Here is a 21,790-nt window from a genome sequence, read left to right as displayed (position 1 = left end):
AGCCATGAAACAAGCTAAAATCCTGCAAAAGACGAGTTTTTACGGGCGTATTTAAAGTGATAATCATAAGATATCTGGTGCGGGAGACGCTCAAAAGCCAGCTGGCGATACTCTTCATCTTGCTTTTGATCTTCTTCTGTCAAAAGTTAGTGAGGATCCTCGGCGCAGCGGTTGACGGCGATATTCCGGCGAATCTGGTGCTCTCCCTTCTCGGGTTGGGCGTGCCGGAAATGGCGCAGCTTATCCTGCCATTAAGCCTGTTCCTCGGGCTGCTGATGACGCTGGGCAAACTGTATACCGAAAGTGAAATTACGGTAATGCATGCCTGCGGCCTGAGCAAAGCGGTGCTGGTGAAAGCGGCAATGATCCTTGCGGTATTCACGGCAATCGTCGCGGCGGTTAACGTGATGTGGGCGGGACCGTGGTCATCGCGTCATCAGGATGAAGTGTTAGCAGAAGCGAAAGCGAACCCTGGCATGGCGGCGCTGGCGCAAGGGCAATTCCAGCAAGCGACTAATGGCAGCTCGGTGCTGTTCATCGAAAGCGTTGACGGCAGCGATTTCAAAGATGTGTTCCTCGCGCAAATTCGACCAAAAGGTAATGCACGTCCTTCTGTGGTGGTGGCCGATTCCGGACATTTAACCCAGCTGCGCGACGGCTCCCAGGTCGTCACTCTCAACCAGGGAACGCGCTTCGAAGGCACTGCACTGTTACGCGATTTCCGCATTACGGACTTCCAGGATTATCAGGCGATCATTGGTCACCAGGCGGTGGCGCTCGACCCGAACGATACCGACCAGATGGACATGCGCACATTGTGGAACACTGACACCGATCGTGCCCGCGCAGAACTGAACTGGCGTATCACGTTGGTATTCACCGTGTTTATGATGGCACTTATGGTTGTACCGTTGAGCGTGGTTAACCCGCGTCAGGGACGCGTACTGTCGATGCTGCCAGCCATGCTGCTGTATCTGTTGTTCTTCCTGATCCAGACCTCCCTGAAATCGAACGGCGGTAAAGGTAAGCTGGACCCGACGCTGTGGATGTGGACCGTAAACCTGATTTATCTGGCTTTGGCGATTGTTCTCAACCTTTGGGACACCGTGCCGGTCCGCCGCCTGCGCGCCAGTTTTTCGCGTAAAGGAGCGGTGTGATGCAACCTTTTGGCGTACTTGACCGCTATATCGGTAAAACTATTTTCACCACCATCATGATGACGCTGTTCATGCTGGTGTCGCTGTCGGGCATTATCAAGTTTGTCGATCAGCTGAAAAAAGCCGGGCAGGGGAGTTACGATGCGTTAGGCGCAGGAATGTATACCTTGCTGAGCGTGCCGAAAGATGTGCAAATCTTCTTCCCGATGGCGGCTCTGCTTGGGGCGTTGCTTGGTCTTGGGATGTTGGCGCAGCGCAGCGAACTGGTGGTCATGCAGGCTTCTGGTTTTACCCGTATGCAGGTGGCACTGTCGGTGATGAAAACCGCCATTCCGCTGGTCTTGTTGACGATGGCGATTGGCGAATGGGTCGCACCGCAGGGCGAGCAGATGGCGCGTAACTACCGCGCGCAGGCGATGTACGGTGGCTCGTTGCTCTCTACCCAGCAAGGTTTATGGGCAAAAGATGGCAACAACTTCGTCTACATTGAGCGGGTTAAAGGTGACGAAGAGTTAGGTGGCATCAGTATCTATGCCTTTAATGAGAATCGTCGTCTGCAATCTGTACGCTATGCCGCTACCGCGAAGTTTGACCCGGAACATAAAGTCTGGCGTCTGTCGCAGGTTGATGAATCTGATCTGACCAATCCGAAACAGATCACCGGTTCGCAGACGGTGAGCGGCACCTGGAAAACCAACCTCACGCCAGACAAACTGGGCGTGGTGGCGCTGGACCCGGATGCACTATCCATCAGTGGTTTGCACAACTATGTGAAGTATCTGAAGTCGAGCGGTCAGGATGCCGGACGTTATCAGCTCAACATGTGGAGCAAAATCTTCCAGCCGTTATCCGTGGCGGTGATGATGCTGATGGCGCTGTCGTTCATCTTCGGCCCACTGCGTAGCGTGCCGATGGGCGTGCGTGTGGTCACCGGTATCAGCTTCGGTTTTGTCTTCTACGTACTGGACCAGATCTTCGGCCCGCTGACGCTGGTTTACGGCATCCCGCCGATCATCGGCGCACTGTTGCCAAGCGCCAGCTTCTTCTTAATCAGCCTGTGGCTGTTAATGAGAAAATCGTAACTGGATGAACGTATAAGGGGAGCGAAAGCTCCCTTTATTATTGTTAGCAAAGTGTGCTTTGTTCATGCCTGCAAAATCATGCAAATTCAATACATTGCAGTTGTGTAGGTATGATAAGACGCGCCAGCGTCGCATCAGGCAAAGACAAATCGCACCTGGCTTACCTTTTTCTTCCCCCCAGCAAACTCCCCAACATCCCGCGTACAATCTGATTTGTCACCTGACGGGCGGCGCTTTTCGCTATTGTCTGTACTACTCCATCTTTCTTCCCGCCGCGCGGTCCGGTAGTGCCAAACAAAATATCCTTCAATCCACCAAGAATGCCGTCATCCACCGCGACCTCTTTCTCTTTCGCGGGGGGATTATTTTGCTGCTCGGTACTGGCCTGTACGCCTTTTTGCAGCATTTCATAGGCGGACTCGCGGTCCACCTCATCTTCATATTTGCCATACACCAGGGAGTGATTAATCAGGCTATTACGCTCATCTTCCGTCACCGGCCCCATTCGTGAACAGGGGGCAATCACCATCGCCCGTTCCACCACTGAAGGACTTCCTTTCGCATCGAGAAACGAGATTAACGCCTCGCCGGTCCCCAGCTCCTGGATTGCCTTTTCGGTATCAAACGCCGGATTGGCCCGCATGGTTTGCGCCGCCGCTTTTACCGCTTTCTGATCTTTAGGTGTAAAAGCCCGCAAAGCATGTTGAACACGATTACCGAGCTGGCCGAGCACATTATCCGGAATATCAGACGGGTTTTGCGAAACGAACCAGACCCCCACGCCTTTTGAGCGAATAAGCCTTATCACCTGCTCAATCTTATCCAGCAGTACCTGCGGTGCATCGTTAAATAGCAGATGCGCTTCGTCGAAGAAAAACACCAGTTTTGGTTTTTCCAGATCGCCTGCTTCCGGCAATTGTTCATACAACTCTGAAAGCATCCACAGCAGGCTGGCGGCATACAGTTTCGGCATCTGGTAGAGCTTCTCGGCGCTGAGGATATTGATAACCCCTTTACCGTTGGCATCGGTACGCATCCAGTCTTTGATATCCAGCATCGGCTCGCCAAAAAAGTGTGCTGCGCCTTGCTGTTCCAGCGACAACAGCCCACGCTGGATGGCACCAACCGATGCGCTACTGATATTACCGTACTGATTCTGGAAGGATTTGGCGTTATCGCCGATGTACTGAGTAATCGCCCGCAAATCTTTAAAGTCGAGCAGTAACAGCCCCTGATCATCAGCAATACGGAAGATGATATTCAGCACGCCAGATTGCACATCGTTGAGATTCAACAGTCGTGCCAGCAACAGCGGCCCCAGGTCTGAAACCGTCGCCCGCACCGGATGGCCTTTCTCGCCAAAGATATCCCACACCACCACCGGATTAGCATGTGGTTGCCAGTCATTGACGCCGATATTTTTAAGCCTTGCGAGCAGTTTTTCCGAAGATGTACCTTCCTCCGCTACTCCCGTTAAATCACCTTTCACATCGGCCATAAACACCGGAACACCGATTTCCGACAATGACTCTGCCAGTTTTTGCAGCGTAACGGTTTTACCCGTCCCCGTTGCGCCAGTAATCAGCCCGTGACGGTTAGCCATTCCCGGCAGTAAAAACAGTTCTGTGTCCGGCGTGCGGGCAATTAACAGGGGTTCGCTCATGAGATATCCTCCAGTTTCCTGCCTGGAGTATAGGCAACGTCCGGCAAAGAGAATACGTGTAATGAAGAGAAAATAACCTAAAGCGTGTTACCGTGATAAATCTGATACCCGAGGTCAACAGTGTTGTGGTTGTGATCGTTATTTTTAATTTTGCTCAGCAACATTTGGGCGGCCATCCGACCAATATCAAAACGGGGAGTAATTACGCTGGCGAGGCTTGGGATCATTTGCCTGCCAATCTCCAGCCCATGAAAACCCGCAATGGAAATTTGTTCTGGCACGGCGAGGTTTCGCTCGCGGCACAGCAGAAGCGCACCCATCGCAATATCGTCATTGGTGCAAAATACACCGTCTAAATCCGGGGTTGCGCTAAGGGCATCACGCATTAATTGCATTCCTAAATGAATGGATGAGATGGCGCGTGGATTCATGCGTAACGGGGAAAGATTATGCAGCATCATCGCATCGCAATACCCCTGATAACGCTGTTCATCGCGGGTGTCATCTTTGGAACCGAGATACAGAATTTTGCGCCTGACTCGCTTATCCAGCATGGTACACACCATGTCAAAAGCGGCCTGCCGATTATCAAAACCGACCTCCATATCCAGCCGTTCTCCCTGTACATCCATCAATTCCACGACCGGAATGGTGGCTGAACGCAGAAATTTCACCGTCCTGATGGTGTGATATTTTTCCGAAAGAATAATCCCGTCAATGTTATAAGAGAGCAGGTTAATCACCGACTCTTCTTCGGAATCGCGATCGTAATTGTAATTAGCAATAAGGGTCTGATAATTATGCTCAGAGGTGACGGATTCTATTCCCGCGAGAATGTCAGCGAAGAGTTGATTTTGAAATGACGGAATCAAGATACCGAGGGTATAACTTTGTGCATTCAACAACATGCCGGGAGCGCGATTAGGGATATAATTGATCTCTTCCATAATTTTGGCGATGCGCTCGCCTGTTTCCTTTGCCACCTTTTTCGGCGAGCGGATATAACGACTCACGGTCATTTTTGTTACGCCAGCCAGCGTAGCGATATCCTGTAAAGAAATTCTGTGATTGCGCATAACTTCTCCCAACGTCGGGGGAATCTTCAATCTTCCCCCGAAACTACATCACAATATTTTATTCTTTCAGTGCAATACGGCGTTAATGGCTAACACGCCCAGCAAACCCATAATAGAAATAAGGGTTTCCATCACCGTCCAGGTACGCAACGTTTCACCAACCGTCAGATTAAAATACCCTTTAAATAGCCAGAAGCCAGGGTCGTTTACGTGTGACGCGATCACGCTGCCCGCACCGGTTGCCAGTACCATTAAAGCGGGATCGGCATGGGTAACGTTGATAATCGGCAACACCACACCCGCGGTGGTAATGGCCGCGACGGTGGCAGAGCCCAGAGCGATACGCAACAGCGCCGCAACAGTCCAGCACATCAATAACGGCGAAAGTGTAGTTCCGGTCATTAAGTGTGAAATATACTGCCCGACACCGCTATCTACTAATACCTGCTTAAACGCGCCGCCGCCAGCGATAATAAACACAATCATCGCGATAGCGCCTATAGAATCCCCAATGATATCCATGATTTGCTCGATGGTGCGTCCATTACGTCGGCCCAGTGTGAAAATCGCAATAACAATGGCAATAAACAGCGCAACGGCAGGGTTACCGACAAATTCAAAGAAGAGGCGCACGGTGTTAGTTTTCGGTAACGTAATTTCACAAACGGCGGCGATAGCCATCAGGATGACCGGGATCACGGCAGCGAAAATACTGTTCCAGAAGGAGGGCATCTCCTCTTCGCTAAACAGATGAGGATTAAATAAGCCTTCCGGTGGTGCTTTCTCAAAGCGAGTTAGCAGTTTAGAAAACAGCGGTCCTGCGACAATAACTGTCGGAATGGTAATGATAAATCCATACAGTAAAGTCGTTCCGAGATTAGCCTCAAAGATAGTCGCGATGGCAGTAGGCCCTGGATGTGGCGGCAGAAAACAGTGGGTTACAGAGAGCGCTGCTACCATTGGTACGCCAACATACAACAGGGGTAATCCTGATGATGCTACGATGGTAAATACCAACGGCAACAGCAGGACAAAACCCACTTCAAAAAACATGGCGAGGCCCACAACCAGACCGGTGATCACTAGCGCCCATTGCACGCGTTTTTTACCAAAAGTAGCAATCAGCGTAGTGGCGATACGTTGTGCCGCACCCGTATCAGAAATCAGCTTGCCTAACATGGCCCCGAAACCGAGGATCATTGCCAGCCCGCCGAGCGTGCTGCCGATACCATTTTGTATAGAGTGCAGGACGGCCTGTGCATCCATCCCTTCGGCAAATCCGACGACGGCAGCTACCAGAACGAGGGCAATAAAGCCGTTAACTTTAAAGCCGATCATCAGGATAAGAAGCAGCGCGACGCCTGCCGCAATAATGATTAATGGCATAGTCTTTATCTCTTATTAGTGCCAGAAAAGCAGCGCTTTCGCGCTGCACGTAGGGTAGTAGGTGTTAAACAGCCACTAACATGCCGCCATCAACAAACAACAGGTGGCCGTTTACGAAATCAGAGGCTTTTGAAGAAAGGAACACCGCAGCACCAATCAGTTCCTGCGGATCTCCCCAGCGTGCGGCGGGGGTCCGTTTGCACAACCAGGCGGTGAAGGCTTCGTCCTCAACCAGTGCTTTAGTCATTTCTGTTTTGAAATAGCCCGGCGCAATACCGTTGACCTGAATATTGTGGCGCGCCAGCTCGACGCACATGCCGCGGGTGAGCATTTTTACCGCCCCTTTCGATGCGGCATAAGGGGTGATGGTGTCACGTCCCAGTTCGCTTTGCATCGAGCAAATATTAATAACTTTACCTGCCTTGCGTTCAACCATGTGACGAGTTACCGCTTGCGACACCAGGAACACGGCGGTCTGGTTTACTGCGATCACATCATTCCACTCTTGTTCAGGGAACTCAGTAAAAGGATGACGGCGCTGGATACCGGCGTTATTCACCAGCACATCAATGGGGCCGATGTCCTTTTCGATATGTTCAACGGCGGCATCAATTTCATGTTTATGAGTAACATTAAAAGGTGCGGCAACGGCCTGAATACCCTCCTGGTGGAGTTTTTTTACAGCAAGTTCTGCGCGTTCGGCAGTAATATCATTAATAATTATTTGTGCGCCATATTTACCCAGGCCGGTTGCCAGTAAAAAGCCAATGCCCTGTGCTGAACCGGTAATCAAGATATTTTTTCCTGCCAGTGAAAATAGATCGTTCATTGTATTATTCCTTTATTTATCTCTTAGAAAACAAGCTGGACTTTTGCTGCCTGGGTTTTATCACCGGCGAAACGTAGCGCCTCTTCCAGGTCAGTGAAGGGATATTCAGCACTCAGTAAAGGCAGTGGATTGATAACGCCATTCGCCAGCCATGACACTGCGGTATTAAATTCGCTGGTAAAACGGAAAGAGCCTTTGAGTGAAATCTCCTTACCAATCAACGTCATCATTGGGAATTCTGCCATCGCGCCTCCCATACCTACCTGCACCATTACGCCGCGTGCACGAGTGACCTCCAGACAGGTATTCACTGATGAAGGATGACCGGACACTTCAAAGCTGACATCGAAATAGCCTTTTTCCGCTTTCCAGTGATCCATGTCGTCGTTTTGTGGGTTTACGAGCACATCCGCCCCCATCTCTTTGGCCAGCAAAAGGGAACGGGGACTCACATCGGCACAGACAATTTCCGAGGCCCCCAGTGTTTTCACAGCACTGACAATCAGGCAGCCAATGGGCCCAACACCGGAAATAAATACTCGCTTGCCCTGTAACTCGCCGGCCTGATGTGCGGCATGAATCGCGACGGCTAAAGGTTCGGCAAAAGCCATAACCTTTTCGTCAGCTTTGGCCGGATAAGGGACACATTGCGACGTTTCGACCATTTTATAACGGGTAAAGCCACCATCAACATGAGGGAAATACATGGCACTGCCAAAAAAACGCATCTCTGTACACTGATTCTCGTTATGTTCAATGCAGTATTTGCAGTGACCGCAAGGTTTAGACGGATTAATGGCTACCGTTTGCCCTTCATGTAATTCTGATGAGTCGCTATGAATAACTTTACCGATAACTTCATGACCTAACACCATCGGTGCCTTTATCATGAAATTACCTACTTTTCCTTCCTGATAATAATGTAAATCGGAACCGCAAATTCCACCTCGGGTTATTTGTACTAATGTTCCATTATTATTCCAATCTATCGTCTGCTCGGTAACGGCAACAGTTTTCTTGCCCGCAACAACGCAGGACTGTGTTTTCACTTGCATAAATTCCTCACTGGTCAGGTAGACACCTCGGAAGCATTTAAGCGGTTTTAATTGTCATTATTTGTGATGAAGATCACGTCAGAAAATTGTTACATTACTATGTTACGCATAACGTGATGTGCCTTGTAATTCTTATCAACAGAAATAAAAAAACGTGAAATTATTATGCCGCCAGGCGTAGTATCGCCGCAGGTAAGATGATTCAGGAGATTTTAAATGGCGGGTGAAAGCTTTATTTTGATGGGCGTATCAGGGAGTGGTAAAACATTAATTGGTAGCAAGGTTGCCGCGTTATTGTCTGCGAAATTTATTGATGGTGACGATCTTCATCCAGCCAAAAATATAGATAAAATGTCGCAAGGCATTCCATTATCTGATGAAGATCGACTTCCCTGGCTGGAACGCTTAAATGATGCTTCATACAGTCTTTATAAAAAGAATGAAACAGGATTTATTGTCTGTTCATCATTAAAAAAACAGTATCGTGATATTTTACGCAAGGGTAGCCCCCATGTTCATTTCCTCTGGTTAGATGGCGATTATGAAACTATTCTCGCGCGAATGCAGCGTCGGGCTGGGCATTTTATGCCGGTAGCGTTACTAAAAAGTCAGTTTGAGGCGCTGGAGCGTCCACAAGCAGATGAACAGGATATTGTGCGCATTGATATCAACCATGATATTGCCAATGTCACCGAACAATGTCGGCAGGCTGTGCTGGCGATAAGACAAAACAGAATATGTGCGAAAGAGGGCAGCGCCTCAGATCAGCGCTGCGAATGATTTTCAAAAATCTGCTTTTAACACCACGCGGTAGCGCGCTTTACCATCGCGTACATGCTGAATGGCGTCGTTAATTTTCGACATCGGGAACAGTTCGGTAGTCGGCGCAACCTTGCTGCGGGCGGCAAAGCGCATCAGCTTACGCAGCTCATGAGGTGTACCGGTTGCTGAACCAGAGACGCTGCGGTCGCCCGCAATTAACGTAAAGGCCGGAACAGACAGCGGCGTGAGGACCGCGCCGACTGTATGGAAATTACCGCCATACGTCAGCGCCTCAAAATAAGGCTGCCAGTCGAGGCTGACGTTGACGGTGTTGATAATGAGATCAAACTGCCCCGCCAGAGCCTTCAGTGCCTGCGGATCGCGGCTATTCACCACTTTATCGGCACCCATCGCCAGCACTTCCTGCTCTTTCGCCGGATTAGAACTAAAGGCCGTCACCTCGCATCCCATTGCGTGCAGAAGTTTTATAGCGATATGCCCCAGCCCGCCAATACCAATTACCCCAACGCGGCTGGTGGCAGTGATATGGTGCATTAACAGTGGTTTGAAGACCGTGATACCACCACACAGCAGCGGCCCGGCGGATTCGATATCGATATTTTCCGGCAGTGGAATCACCCATTGCCAGTCTGCACGCAACTTCTCGGCAAAACCGCCGCGATTCATAATTGTTGGCACCGCACCTTGCTCGCAGTTGATCTGATTACCGCTAATACAGGCATCGCAGTGACCACAGCTTCGCGCCGTCCAGCCAATCCCGACACGCTGACCGACCTGCAAACCTTTATCCTGCGCGGCGTTCCCGAGTGCCACCACGCGCCCAATCACCTCATGCCCGGCAACCAGCGGATACTGTGAAAATCCCCATTCGTTGTCGATCATCGACAGATCGGAATGACAAATCCCGCAGTAATCCACCTGAACTTCGACATCTTGTGGCTTCAGTTCACCGGGATCGTACTCATAAACTTCCAGTTTGCCGCCAGCCTCTTTTGCGGCATAGCTTTTTATCATCGACATATTTTTGTCCTTCTCTGGTGTTGTCTGGGAAGTGTAGAGCATGGTAGGGCGGGGTGCCTGGAGTGTGACAAAGGTTACACATCGCGGTATGCAATGCTGAAAATTTCAGCACTTAGCGAGGTGCGAGCAAGCTGGCGCTTGCATGGTGGCGTGCGACAGGTATAATCCACAACGTTTTCCGCATACCTCTTCAGTGCCGAAGTGGCGAAATCGGTAGACGCAGTTGATTCAAAATCAACCGTAGAAATACGTGCCGGTTCGAGTCCGGCCTTCGGCACCAAAAGTACGTAAATAGACCTCAACTGAGGTCTTTTTTTTATGCCTGAAATCCAGTGCTTATCTATCTTTCCCGCTATATTAACTCTCTCAAGGTCAACCGATATCAACGTACATCTACCAACATATGTTGGTACAGATGATGGTATTTCCGGTTCGATAATGCTTGTACCAACAGGGAGGGAATACGCATGGCATTAACAGATATCAAAGTCAGAGCAGCCAAGCCAACGGATAAGCAATATAAGCTGACTGATGGTGGCGGTATGCATCTGCTTGTCCATCCAAATGGTTCTAAGTACTGGCGTTTGCAGTACCGTTATGAGGGAAAGCAAAAAATGCTGGCACTTGGGGTTTATCCTGAAATCACACTAGCGGATGCCAGAGTACGTCGTGACGAGGCGCGTAAGCTGCTTGCGAATGGCGTCGATCCGGGAGACAAAAAGAAAAATGATAAGGTTGAACAGAGTAAAGCACGAACCTTTAAAGAAGTCGCGATTGAGTGGCATGGCACCAATAAAAAGTGGTCTGAAGATCACGCCCATCGTGTGCTAAAAAGTCTTGAAGATAATCTTTTTGCAGCGCTTGGTGAACGTAATATCGCTGAGTTAAAAACTCGAGATTTATTAGCACCTATTAAGGCCGTAGAAATGTCTGGACGTCTTGAAGTGGCCGCTCGTCTTCAGCAGCGCACTACAGCCATCATGCGCTATGCAGTGCAAAGTGGGTTAATTGATTATAACCCGGCACAAGAGATGGCTGGGGCGGTTGCTTCCTGTAATCGACAACATCGTCCCGCGCTTGAATTAAAGCGCATCCCTGAGTTGCTTACAAAAATAGATAGCTATACTGGTAGGCCGCTAACCCGATGGGCGATAGAACTCACTTTGCTGATCTTTATTCGGTCCAGTGAGCTGCGTTTTGCTCGTTGGTCAGAGATCGATTTCGAAGCGTCTATATGGACTATCCCACCGGAGCGGGAGTCTATTCCTGGAGTGAAACATTCCCATAGAGGCTCAAAAATGCGTACAACGCATCTAGTGCCTCTTTCAACGCAAGCTCTTGCAATTTTAAAGCAGATAAAACAGTTTTATGGGGCCCATGACTTGATATTTATTGGTGATCACGATTCGCACAAACCCATGAGTGAGAATACGGTAAATAGTGCGTTACGGGTCATGGGGTATGATACAAAAGTAGAGGTTTGTGGTCATGGCTTTCGAACAATGGCCTGTAGTTCATTGGTCGAATCAGGTTTGTGGTCTCGTGATGCTGTTGAACGTCAGATGAGCCACATGGAGCGAAATTCAGTGAGGGCCGCGTATATCCATAAAGCAGAGCATCTGGAAGAACGGCGATTGATGCTACAGTGGTGGGCCGATTTTCTGGATGTAAACAGAGAAAGGTTTATCAGTCCATTTGAATATGCAAAGATTAATAATCCATTAAAACAGTAATCATCCCGGGCAAATGCCCGGGAATTATTCTAGGATTATTTTCTTTGTTAAAAAAGATAAACGGTATTAACTGATGTATTTACTATTTACCGCTCCCTGCAGGGGGGGTTATCAGAATCCGCGGTTATTCATTATTTATATACATTCAATAAAAAAGTAACCTCATAAAAAATCCTGTACTCACAGGGTGATGCGGGATAACTGACGTAAGGAGTGCTGCAGGGATTTGATGGTCCCTTGTGCTGATATGAATACGGATATTTTATACAGAATACTTTTCAGCACAAGCGACTGTATTACAGTCTGCCATATATGATTGCCTGTGATCAGGAAGAATAAGTGGCTGAGGTTTCAAACTGTCTGCCGGTATATTCCTCTCTCCCTTAAAAACCATAACAGGTTAATTATCTTCGTCTGTCAGCGGATTGAATGGCGGTATATTTTCAGTACAAATACCGGTCATCCACTGAAAAATACCTGCGAAATGACGGGCACTGATTTTTCTACTGACGGGCTGATGAGACGTTATGTCACTGGCGGTAATAATCAGTGGCACACTGTAGCCTCCCTGCACATGACCATAATGATGAACAGGATTGGCACTGTCGCTGACCGACAGCCCAAGGCCAGAAAAGTAAAGCATGGCGAAATGACGTGAGTACCGGTAAAGGATACCATCAAGCTGGCCAAGAAAGTTATCCAGTTTACTGATGCTGGCGAGGTAACAGGCAATTTTTCGGGGATACTGCTCCAGGTAATTATTCGGCCAGGAGTTAAGGCTGTCACACGGATTTGGATGAGAACCCATCATGTGCAGGAAAATTATCTTCGGAGAGGATGTATCCGCCAGCGCACGTTCTGTTTCCTGTAACAACAGTTTGTCATCTGTTTTACGGGAAGCGAAGCTGCCTTTCTTGAGGAAAGTGGCATGCTCCGCATCAGAAGCAATAACAGAGATGCGTGTGTCATGCTCCCCCAGTTTTCCTTGATTGGATATCCACCATGTGCTGTATCCTGCTTTTGCTGCCAGCGCCACCACATTGTTGCCGGAATCAGGGTTCTGCTCATAGTCATAAATCAGTGTCCGGCTCAGGGAAGACACTGTACTGGAGGCTGTCGAGGTATAATCGTCAATAAATAAACCGGGTGCCGTATTCAGCCACGGTGTGGTTGGTACGGGATAGCCATACACTGACATATAATCCCTGCGCACACTCTCACCAGTGACAATAACAATCGTATCATATAACGGTGCTCCCGGCTGGATTTTCCAGTTGTCAGCCCCGTGCTGACTCAGTTGTTCATAACGCTGCATTTCACGTAATGTGTCAGTTGTCCCCACAACTGTTCCTTTAACCATCCGCAATGGCCAACGGTTTACAGAGCATAATACGAATAGCCGTAGAGCCAGCCAGTTACGGTGGTCGCGATGGTGTGTCCGCCAGAAAATCATCACGAATACCAGAATCGCGGCACTGACCAGAAAATGATAAACAGGAAACACGGGGCGGTTCACTTTGCTTTCTCCTGTAGTGTTTTCTGTAGGTTCTGAACCGGTTCGAGCGGGGTTGTGAGGCTGATGGCAATCCCCGGGCTCTTTCTGCATGTTACACTGGTACTGCAAGAGGGGGCCTTCGCTCCTCTGACATTACTCAGTATTTTCACTACTACACCCTATCTGCCATCCATAACAACCGATTCACCCCCTCGCGAGGCGTTGTTGCCCGTCACCCGGACAGACATCGTTATGGACTTCTCTTGTTGCACGATCGATCAATTGTTATGCATGCTGACACCACAACCCCGGTGGGTATGACCGATGCCTTTCTCACTCTCTTCCCGGTCATCGTCGGCCTTCCCCGTTATTGTGGCGTGTCAGCACCCTCGACGGCATTTCGATGGCTGCTCAGTGTTCACTCACGTTACGGCCCGCATAACCCGTTGACTTCCTGAAGAAGTCGTTTCAGGGAGAGATTCAGCCCTTTTGTTACCTCCTGGACCGCTTCTTGTCCTTCTAGTCGGAGCGAGAGTTAGCCGGGGCGGACTTTCACCGACGGAAAGATCGTGCATTTCAAGGCACACACAACAATATCTGCGAGCGTGCTATCCGTCCGGTCGTTATGGGACGAAAGGCCTGGTTGTTCGCTGGTTCACTGATGGCCGGGAACCGCGCGGCACAGATAATGAGCCTTCTGGGAACCGCAGTCTGGAGCCACATGCTTGGCTGACGGACGTCCTGACGCGTCTGCCGGAGTGGCCGGAGGAGAGGTTGGCTGAGTTACTGCCTCTTGAGGGCTTTACCTTCTTCGGGTAAGTGATACCTGCCGTCAGGTGTTTGTGCACCGGGCCATAACCTGCAGTTGGGAATTGAACGCCTGACAACAGGAAATGAGCTAGAGCAGTAAACACGCGGGCTGGCAATGGGTCAGAATATGAGTCAGCCCGGCGTTATTCCTGGGGTCAGTACTTCAGATCCAGCCTCCGGTACCAGACTAGCTAGCCCCTACGCAACCAAATAAATCAACCATCGTCAGAGTGCAATCGTTCATATACACTGTCGGTGATGCGCTGAAAAATGCGTTAATGTTGAGTTCCTCGAACCCTTAGCAATTAAGTGACATAGCCAGATACGCAACTGGCTGATGCAAGCAGTCTAATGTCTTTAGATCCGCTGGCCTGCGGGCATGACAATGTCAAACAGTCAAAGATTGTGGCGTTGACGGTCAGTCTTGGGGACAAAAAAGCTCAGTATTCTCGTTGGCAACCAGATAATTTAACAGTTGATGCTGAAACGAAATAGGCATCTTGGTTCTGGTGTTTGTAACAAACTATCAGCTACAAAAATATGCTCAATTTGTGACATCAGTAACAAAACGCGTTTTGTTATGTGGATTGCTTGTTTTTTGATCTGGTATAACAGGTATAAAGGTATACAGAAAAGCAAAGAAATACTGCAAAGGAAAACAGCTATAACGTAAGCTAAAGTAATAACCTCTCAGTCTTTCCTCATTTGACTAAGGGAGTTTTATTCAACCTGAACGGACTACGAAAATGAGCACAATGAATAAGTCAATTTTTGAAGCAGGGTTGAACTGTGCCAGTGGTGGAATATCTGGCGAACATTGTTTTTTGTTGGTGACCCAAAACTGTAGGTGGGTATCAGTTTTATCTTTCATAGAGTGAAATATGTTAAGAAGAAATGGAGGAAAAGATTGTACTGATTAGGTATTGATAACAATCAATAGTACTGGCGTATTTGAAGACGATATAATTATTTCTGGATATTGTTGAGGCTCCCTAATATTTACTTTAAGGGCTATATTAGAATAACACAGGAAACAAATATGGCAACAGCATGGTATAAACAAGTTAATCCACCACAACGGAAAGCTCTTTTTTCCGCATGGCTTGGATATGTATTTGATGGCTTTGATTTTATGATGATATTTTACATTCTTCATATTATAAAAGCAGATCTTGGCATTACGGATATTCAGGCTACTTTAATAGGGACAGTGGCCTTCATAGCCAGACCTATTGGAGGTGGTTTTTTTGGTGCCATGGCTGATAAATATGGTCGTAAGCCAATGATGATGTGGGCAATTATCATTTACTCAGTCGGAACAGGCCTTAGCGGTATTGCTACAAACTTATATATGCTCGCAGTTTGCCGTTTTATTGTTGGCTTAGGGATGTCTGGTGAATATGCATGTGCTTCAACTTATGCGGTAGAAAGTTGGCCTAAAAATCTTCAATCTAAAGCTAGTGCTTTTTTGGTAAGTGGTTTTTCTGTTGGAAATATTATTGCGGCACAAATAATCCCTCAGTTTGCTGAAGTATATGGATGGAGAAACTCTTTTTTTATAGGCCTGTTACCAGTTTTACTAGTTCTTTGGATCAGAAAAAGTGCTCCAGAAAGTCAGGAGTGGGTTGAAGATAAATATAAGGATAAATCAACATTTTTGTCTGTCTTCAGAAAACCACATCTTTCAATCTCTATGATCGTTTTCCTCGTCTGTTTTTGTCTATTTGGTGCAAACTGGCCGATAAACGGACTACTTCCTTCCTACCTGGCAGATAATGGAGTTAATACAGTGGTTATTTCAACTCTGATGACAATAGCAGGTTTAGGAACACTGACAGGTACAATATTTTTTGGTTTTGTTGGTGATAAGATTGGTGTAAAAAAAGCCTTTGTAGTCGGTCTAATAACTTCATTTATTTTCCTTTGTCCTCTTTTTTTTATTTCTGTGAAAAACTCTTCTCTTATAGGATTATGTCTCTTTGGATTAATGTTTACAAATTTAGGTATTGCAGGGTTGGTTCCAAAATTTATATATGATTACTTTCCAACAAAATTAAGAGGATTAGGGACCGGTCTTATTTATAACTTAGGGGCAACTGGAGGAATGGCCGCACCTGTATTAGCTACATACATTTCAGGATATTATGGCTTAGGTGTTTCATTATTCATTGTTACGGTTGCATTCTCTGCCTTATTAATTTTGTTAGTTGGTTTTGATATTCCAGGTAAAATTTATAAACTATCCGTGGCTAAATAATTGGAGGCTTTATGATTAATTATGGCGTTGTTGGTGTTGGATACTTTGGCGCTGAATTAGCTCGTTTTATGAATATGCATGATAATGCAAAAATTACATGTGTATACGATCCTGAAAATGGAGAAAATATTGCCCGTGAATTGCAGTGTATCAATATGTCAAGCTTGGATGCTTTAGTCTCAAGTAAATTAGTCGATTGCGTGATCGTAGCCACCCCAAATTATCTGCATAAAGAACCAGTAATTAAAGCAGCAAAGAATAAGAAGCATGTTTTTTGTGAAAAACCAATTGCATTAAGTTATGAAGATTGTGTGGATATGGTCAAAGCGTGTAAAGAAGCTGGTGTGACCTTTATGGCCGGGCATATTATGAATTTTTTCAATGGGGTTCAATATGCACGGAAGTTAATTAAAGAAGGTGTTATCGGCGAAATATTATCATGTCATACTAAGAGAAATGGCTGGGAAAACAAACAAGAGAGACTTTCCTGGAAAAAGATGAAAGAACAATCTGGTGGACATCTATATCATCATATACATGAGTTAGATTGTGTTCAGCATTTACTTGGAGAAATACCAGAGACGGTTACTATGATTGGTGGAAATTTGGCCCATTCTGGTCCAGGATTTGGCAATGAAGATGATATGTTATTTATGACCTTGGAATTCCCGTCAGGAAAACTAGCAACCTTAGAGTGGGGGAGTGCATTTAACTGGCCGGAACATTATGTCATCATCAATGGAACTAAAGGCTCTATTAAAATTGATATGCAAGAAACAGCAGGGTCACTTAGGATTGGCGGTCAGACAAAGCATTTTTTGGTCCATGAAACACAAGAAGAAGATGATGATCGTCGGAAAGGCAATATGACCTCAGAAATGGATGGCGCTATAGCATATGGTCATCCAGGAAAAAAAACACCATTATGGCTTGCCAGTTTAATAAGAAAGGAGACGTTATTCCTCCATAATATCCTCTGTGGTGCAAAACCTGAAGAAGATTATATTGACCTTCTCAATGGTGAGGCGGCCATGTCGGCGATTGCTACTGCTGATGCTGCCACTCTTTCAAGATCGCAGGACAGGAAAGTGAAAATCAGTGAGATCATTAAACATACATCAGTAATGTAAAAACTATACGCCTCTTGATTTAATTCAGGAGGCCTTTTATGTATGATCAAGAATTTTATCTTCGATAATCTCATAATTTTAGCAGTGCCATTTATGATAAAAATATCCCTTAAAACCAATCTAATCTTTTTCTTCCTCTGTGTATTTGTTCCCCGTATGGCGTCATAATTTACGCTACGTAATACGGGATAGTTACGATACGCAGCGATAGCGCTAAGTTTTAGTTAAAATCCCCCATCAGCGGGATATGGGGATCTCTGGGAGGTTCAGGTTTTAGCATCGCGACTTTAATACGACAGACGCTGGTGACGATGATGCCAAGTAGTGACTCTTCCGAATAAGGTTCCCACTGACCAATTGGCGCGCGCTTCGCAATAACATCTCCCTTCGCCCAGTATTGGGAAAAGTAGATACATTCAAACTGTGTACGCTGTTTCGTCTCACAGTTCACGACATTGCTGGCCGATGAGCTGACCATTGGGCCTATCCGGGCTGTCCCGATGGATATTACGCCGAAGTATGTGGGAATTGCCAGCGGATTGATGAACGCCGGTTCCGCTGTCGCCGACATTATTTCACCTATCGCCTTTGGCATTATTATCGACAAAACAGGCAACTGGAGTTTACCATTCTACGGTTCCGTCGCATTGCTTGTTATTGGTATATTCCTGACGTTCTTCATGCGTCCAGATAAGTCATTGTAAAAGTCGAATTCAGGGCTGAAGTGGTCTACTGAATTTGGCCATCTGAACAGGGTGATATGCTCACCTTAGAACAACACAGGTGCACCAATGAAAAGAAGAAATTTCAGTCCTGAATTCAAACGTGAATCCGCTCAGTTGGTTGTCGATCAAAATTACACTGTTTCTGACGCTGCTAAGGCTATGGATGTTGGTCTTTCCACGATGACGGAATGGTTCAAACAACTGCGTGATGAGCGTCAGGGCAAACGCCAAAAGCCTTCCTGATAACACCGGAACAAATCGAACTACGTGAGCTAAAGAAAAAGCTACAACGAATTGAAATGGAAACGAAATATTAAAAAACTTTCCATGTGTGAAACCCCGTCCCGAGTCTCAGAAACTCCCCGGTAAAGCTGGCAGTCTAATATAGCGAAGGAAGCAGTCGTCGGCCTTTTGGTGGTATGACCCTTAAAAAAACATGGTTCAGGGACTGTGGCGGATCCGACGGTGGTAGCTTGATCCCGTTCAGGAAGGTGATTTCTCCGTCGTCTCCTCCTTCGTTCATTAAAAATGAGCAAGGAGATTTATATGAAAAAATCCTCCCGAATGTCTATTGTCCATTCTCATGCTGCGGGCGTTGATATTGGGGCCAAATTTCACGTTGTGGCCGTACCGCCTGATGCTGACGCCGAGCCAATAAGGACTTTTCAAAGTTTCACCGGCGACCTTCATCGTATGTCTGACTGGCTCAAAACCTGTCATATTACAACCGTCGCCATGGAGTCCACCGGCGTTTACTGGTTGCCTGCTTTTGAGATCCTTGAAGCAGCGGGTTTTAATATGATACTCGTTAATGTCAGAGCCGCAAAAAATGTTCCCGGTCGCAAGACTGATGTCAACGACGCACAGTGGTTGCAGAGACGACATGCATTTGGTCTTCTCCGGGCCAGTTTCAGACCTGTACACGATATTTCAGTCCTCAGGTCTTATCTGAGGCAACGAGAACGCTTGACTGAATACCGGGCTGCGCATATTCAGCATATGCAGAAAGCGCTGATGCAGATGAATGTGCAATTGCATCATGCCGTATCGGATATCACTGGCGTCACCGGTCTCTCGATCGTCAGAGCTATTGTCAGCGGTGAGCCCGATCCTTCAGTATTGATCTAGTACCGTGATGTGAGATGTAAGAAGACGCCAGAAGTACTCCAGCAGGCACTGACAGGGAACTGTCAACCTGAGCATCTTTTTGCACTTGAGCAGTCGGTGGCATTTTTCTATTTTTACCTGGAAAAGATCCGTGAACGTGACGATCAAATCGAAATTCATTAATACAACTCAGCACCGGGACTGAAAATCCTGAAGGAGTATTACCCTGCGCCAGACATCGTACAAAGCAACCCAATCAGCTTTCCTTGATGTCAGACCGTTACTCTGGAAAATTACCACGGCAGATCTGACACAAATACATGGGGTTGGGCCTTATCTGGCACTAAAATTCGTTGCCGAACGCGGTACTGACATGAATCGCTGGCCTGATGCGAGCCATTTTACCTCGTGGCTATTTTGTCCACGGGAAATAAGATCTCCGGTGGAAAAGTGTTGTCCTCGAAAACGAGACGTTCATCCAGTTGAATTGCTGCTGCACTCAGGCTGGCAGCCACAACGATTGGTCGGAGCGATACTGCGTTGGATGCTTTTTATCGTCGATTATCATCCCGTATAGGTAAAGCAAAAGCAGTCACTGCAACGGCAAGAAAACTGGCAACACTGTTCTACAATGCCTTGAAATATGGTAAAAAATATGTCGACAATTGTGCTGATTACTATGAAGAGCGTTACCGTAGTTGCGTACTCAATGGACTTAAACGAAGAGTAAAATCACTGGGTTATTCTCTCCAGCAAGACCCTGAATTATGAGTGTGAACCAGGAGTTTCTCAGGAAGGCTACCGCGCTCTTGATGTCAGATTCCTGAACAGTCTCAATAATCGGGAAACTCAGAGCGCATTATCCTGTGTTCACACTCTGTCATGTGTTCGCAGTTCATCGCTGCAGCTACAGATATTGGAAAACCCGTCCTGAAAAAACAGACGGCAGATGGGCTAGGTAATTGACTCGCATGGCGGAGCTAGGAGCATTGCCACAATGGCAACCCGGAGAGATTACCAGATGGGACGCTGGCTTGCTGGCAGGCTCATGAAAAAACAGGGGCTGGTCAACTGTCAGCCGCCGCCCCACCGGTCATGAACATGTCGCTATTCCTAACTATCTTGAACCGCACTTCGCTGTGACACAGCTAAATCAAGTGTGATGACGTGACGTATATCTGGATAGGTAAACGATGGGGATACCTCGCAGTAGTACTTGCTCTGTTCGCAATAAAGCCCGGGGATGGGCAATGTCGTTCTCACCGGACAGCAGACTGACTATAAAAGCGCTGAAGATGGCCGAGGAAACGCGAGGTAAACCAGAGGGAGTTATGTTCCTTAGCAACAGGAGAGCCATTACACAAGTAGACAGTTCAGGCAGGTGATGTGGCGTTATCGGATCAAGGAGAGTATGAGTCGTCGGGGAAACTGCTGGGATATTAGCCTAATGGTACGTTTCTTCAGAAGTCTGAAGAACGAGTGGGCACCAGTGACTGGTTACTTTAGCCTTAACGAAGATGTCCATACAATAACAGAGTATATAATTGAATATTAAGTGCACTCCGGCCTCATGAATATAACGGTGGATTACCTCCGAACGAATCGGAAAATAGATACTGGAAAAAATCTGAAATTGTGACCAGTTTTTGTTGACCACTACACAATACAGTAGTGTTAATCACTAAGTCATAAATTCTAGGAAGTCTTGCTTCTTGTTGTTACTATATAACAAAAAACGAGGTCGCTATGAAAACAACATTGTACAAAGATTTCACCTTTGAAGCCGCACACCGACTCCCAAACGTGCCTGATGGGCATAAATGTGGGCGTTTGCACGGACACTCTTTTGTGGTACGTCTGGAAATTACCGGAGAGGTCGATAAACACACCGGTTGGATAATCGATTTTGCCGAGTTGAAGGCGATTTTCAAACCCACGCTAGACCGACTGGATCACTACTACCTCAACGATATTCCTGGTCTGGAAAACCCGACCAGCGAAGTACTGGCAGAATGGATTTGGAAGCAGATTAAATCACAGTTGCCACACCTGACCGCTGTAATGGTGAAAGAAACCTGCACAGCGGGTTGCATTTATCGCGGTGAATGATATCCGACCCGATGACTGGTTTGGATAAAACCAGTCACATTCCTTAGTCGATGGCAACAAACAACCTTCCATTTTATAACTTGCATCACAATTCTCGGCAGTTTATGTTTTCCTTAGTGGCGTTGATATGAATATTTAATATTCGATGGTGATCATTTTATTATTACTTAACAATTATTTTTGAATTCATCCAGCCTACATTAGTAGATTGAAAAATACTCATTGTAACAGATAAAATTGATATCGCTGAAATCTCCCCTGCATAAGCCAACATCTCATTGATCTTTTTCTACTTTCCCCCTTGAATATGAGAATTATCTCAGTATCCTGATCATAATACTCAAATCAATGCACTTATAAGCATGTCGCTCAG

18 protein-coding genes, 1 tRNA gene and 4 pseudogenes are annotated in these 21,790 nt (G+C 47.0%); 15 read left to right on the top strand and 8 right to left on the bottom strand.

What is annotated here, in order from left to right:
- The first annotated feature begins 56 nt into the window (after positions 1-56).
- Both lptF and lptG read left to right on the top strand, forming a co-directional pair.
- Positions 57-1,157, top strand: a complete 1,101-nt coding sequence (gene lptF, locus ATB02_RS14775) for an LPS export ABC transporter permease LptF (protein WP_000584114.1) — start codon at positions 57-59, stop codon at positions 1,155-1,157.
- Positions 1,157-2,239, top strand: a complete 1,083-nt coding sequence (gene lptG, locus ATB02_RS14770; RefSeq protein ID WP_001295681.1) for an LPS export ABC transporter permease LptG — start codon at positions 1,157-1,159, stop codon at positions 2,237-2,239. Before lptF ends, lptG begins: the two co-directional genes overlap by 1 nt.
- A gap of 160 nt (positions 2,240-2,399) precedes the next feature.
- On the opposite strand, the gene ATB02_RS14765 is transcribed toward lptG, so the two are convergent.
- The 5 genes from ATB02_RS14765 to idnD form a co-directional block, all read right to left on the bottom strand.
- Positions 2,400-3,902 carry a helicase HerA-like C-terminal domain-containing protein gene (locus ATB02_RS14765; protein ID WP_105271818.1) on the bottom strand — a complete coding sequence of 501 codons (1,503 nt, stop codon included), beginning with the start codon at positions 3,900-3,902 and terminating at the stop codon, positions 2,400-2,402.
- A 77-nt stretch (positions 3,903-3,979) separates the two neighbouring features.
- The gene (idnR, locus tag ATB02_RS14760; RefSeq protein ID WP_001348245.1) at positions 3,980-4,978 is read right to left on the bottom strand and encodes a DNA-binding transcriptional regulator IdnR; all 999 of its coding nucleotides are present in this window, start codon (positions 4,976-4,978) and stop codon (positions 3,980-3,982) included.
- 66 nt (positions 4,979-5,044) lie between these two features.
- Complete coding sequence (gene idnT / locus ATB02_RS14755) at positions 5,045-6,364, bottom strand: gnt-II system L-idonate transporter (protein WP_001128336.1); 1,320 nt, start codon at positions 6,362-6,364, stop codon at positions 5,045-5,047.
- A 64-nt stretch (positions 6,365-6,428) separates the two neighbouring features.
- Complete coding sequence (gene idnO, locus ATB02_RS14750; protein ID WP_000998702.1) at positions 6,429-7,193, bottom strand: gluconate 5-dehydrogenase; 765 nt, start codon at positions 7,191-7,193, stop codon at positions 6,429-6,431.
- A 23-nt stretch (positions 7,194-7,216) separates the two neighbouring features.
- Positions 7,217-8,248, bottom strand: coding sequence for an L-idonate 5-dehydrogenase (gene idnD / locus ATB02_RS14745; protein WP_001197418.1), 1,032 nt, complete (start codon positions 8,246-8,248; stop codon positions 7,217-7,219).
- 216 nt (positions 8,249-8,464) lie between these two features.
- On the opposite strand from idnD, the gene idnK reads away from it, so the two are divergent.
- On the top strand, positions 8,465-9,028 hold the full coding sequence (gene idnK, locus ATB02_RS14740; protein WP_000896738.1) for a gluconokinase: 564 nt from the start codon (positions 8,465-8,467) through the stop codon (positions 9,026-9,028).
- 3 nt (positions 9,029-9,031) lie between these two features.
- Here idnK and ahr read toward each other — a convergent pair whose 3' ends face one another.
- Complete coding sequence (gene ahr / locus ATB02_RS14735) at positions 9,032-10,051, bottom strand: NADPH-dependent aldehyde reductase Ahr (protein WP_105271817.1); 1,020 nt, start codon at positions 10,049-10,051, stop codon at positions 9,032-9,034.
- A 195-nt stretch (positions 10,052-10,246) separates the two neighbouring features.
- Here ahr and ATB02_RS14730 point away from each other — a divergent pair.
- Positions 10,247-10,331 (top strand) — tRNA-Leu (locus tag ATB02_RS14730).
- 187 nt (positions 10,332-10,518) lie between these two features.
- Entirely contained in the window at positions 10,519-11,784 is a 1,266-nt protein-coding gene (locus ATB02_RS14720) for a tyrosine-type recombinase/integrase (RefSeq protein ID WP_105271816.1), read from the top strand.
- 262 nt (positions 11,785-12,046) lie between these two features.
- On the opposite strand, the pseudogene ATB02_RS14715 reads toward ATB02_RS14720, so the two are convergent.
- Positions 12,047-13,285 (bottom strand): annotated as a pseudogene (locus tag ATB02_RS14715) (phosphoethanolamine transferase); the annotation flags it as partial.
- Positions 13,286-13,868: 583 nt separating this feature from the next.
- Here ATB02_RS14715 and ATB02_RS14700 point away from each other — a divergent pair.
- From ATB02_RS14700 to ythA, 4 genes and pseudogenes are all read left to right on the top strand, one after another.
- Positions 13,869-14,098: pseudogene (locus ATB02_RS14700) on the top strand (transposase domain-containing protein); the annotation flags it as partial.
- A gap of 1,030 nt (positions 14,099-15,128) precedes the next feature.
- Positions 15,129-16,346: an MFS transporter gene (locus ATB02_RS14690; protein ID WP_105271815.1), complete on the top strand. Its 1,218-nt coding sequence runs from the start codon at positions 15,129-15,131 to the stop codon at positions 16,344-16,346.
- An 11-nt stretch (positions 16,347-16,357) separates the two neighbouring features.
- Positions 16,358-17,476: a 2,7-anhydro-N-acetylneuraminate hydratase gene (gene nanY, locus ATB02_RS14685; RefSeq protein ID WP_000611568.1), complete on the top strand. Its 1,119-nt coding sequence runs from the start codon at positions 16,358-16,360 to the stop codon at positions 17,474-17,476.
- Positions 17,477-17,518: 42 nt separating this feature from the next.
- On the top strand, positions 17,519-17,644 hold the full coding sequence (gene ythA / locus ATB02_RS14680) for a protein YthA (protein ID WP_105271814.1): 126 nt from the start codon (positions 17,519-17,521) through the stop codon (positions 17,642-17,644).
- 52 nt (positions 17,645-17,696) lie between these two features.
- Here the strand turns inward: ythA and ATB02_RS14675 are convergent, their stop codons facing one another.
- Positions 17,697-17,954, bottom strand: a complete 258-nt coding sequence (locus tag ATB02_RS14675) for a surface-adhesin E family protein (protein WP_000255000.1) — start codon at positions 17,952-17,954, stop codon at positions 17,697-17,699.
- A gap of 22 nt (positions 17,955-17,976) precedes the next feature.
- On the opposite strand from ATB02_RS14675, the gene ATB02_RS26145 reads away from it, so the two are divergent.
- The 6 genes and pseudogenes from ATB02_RS26145 to queD all read left to right on the top strand — a co-directional run bounded on the left by ATB02_RS26145 (position 17,977) and on the right by queD (position 21,417).
- Positions 17,977-18,180, top strand: coding sequence for an MFS transporter (locus ATB02_RS26145; RefSeq protein ID WP_000355616.1), 204 nt, complete (start codon positions 17,977-17,979; stop codon positions 18,178-18,180).
- 87 nt (positions 18,181-18,267) lie between these two features.
- Positions 18,268-18,506, top strand: a pseudogene (locus ATB02_RS14665) (transposase); the annotation flags it as partial.
- A gap of 241 nt (positions 18,507-18,747) precedes the next feature.
- The gene (locus tag ATB02_RS26710) at positions 18,748-19,329 is read left to right on the top strand and encodes an IS110 family transposase (protein WP_241957640.1); all 582 of its coding nucleotides are present in this window, start codon (positions 18,748-18,750) and stop codon (positions 19,327-19,329) included.
- Positions 19,330-19,528: 199 nt separating this feature from the next.
- Positions 19,529-19,885, top strand: coding sequence for a transposase (locus ATB02_RS26705; protein ID WP_342343158.1), 357 nt, complete (start codon positions 19,529-19,531; stop codon positions 19,883-19,885).
- A 216-nt stretch (positions 19,886-20,101) separates the two neighbouring features.
- Positions 20,102-20,961: pseudogene (locus ATB02_RS14655) on the top strand (IS3 family transposase); the annotation flags it as partial.
- A gap of 93 nt (positions 20,962-21,054) precedes the next feature.
- A complete protein-coding gene (queD, locus tag ATB02_RS14650; protein WP_000859001.1) occupies positions 21,055-21,417 on the top strand; it encodes a 6-carboxytetrahydropterin synthase QueD in 363 nt (120 codons plus the stop codon).
- The last annotated feature ends 373 nt before the right edge of the window (positions 21,418-21,790 follow it).

The organism is Escherichia sp. MOD1-EC5189 (genome assembly GCF_002966045.1).
GTDB classification, from domain to species: domain Bacteria; phylum Pseudomonadota; class Gammaproteobacteria; order Enterobacterales; family Enterobacteriaceae; genus Escherichia; species Escherichia coli_F.
This window is presented reverse-complemented; position numbering and strand designations above follow the sequence as displayed.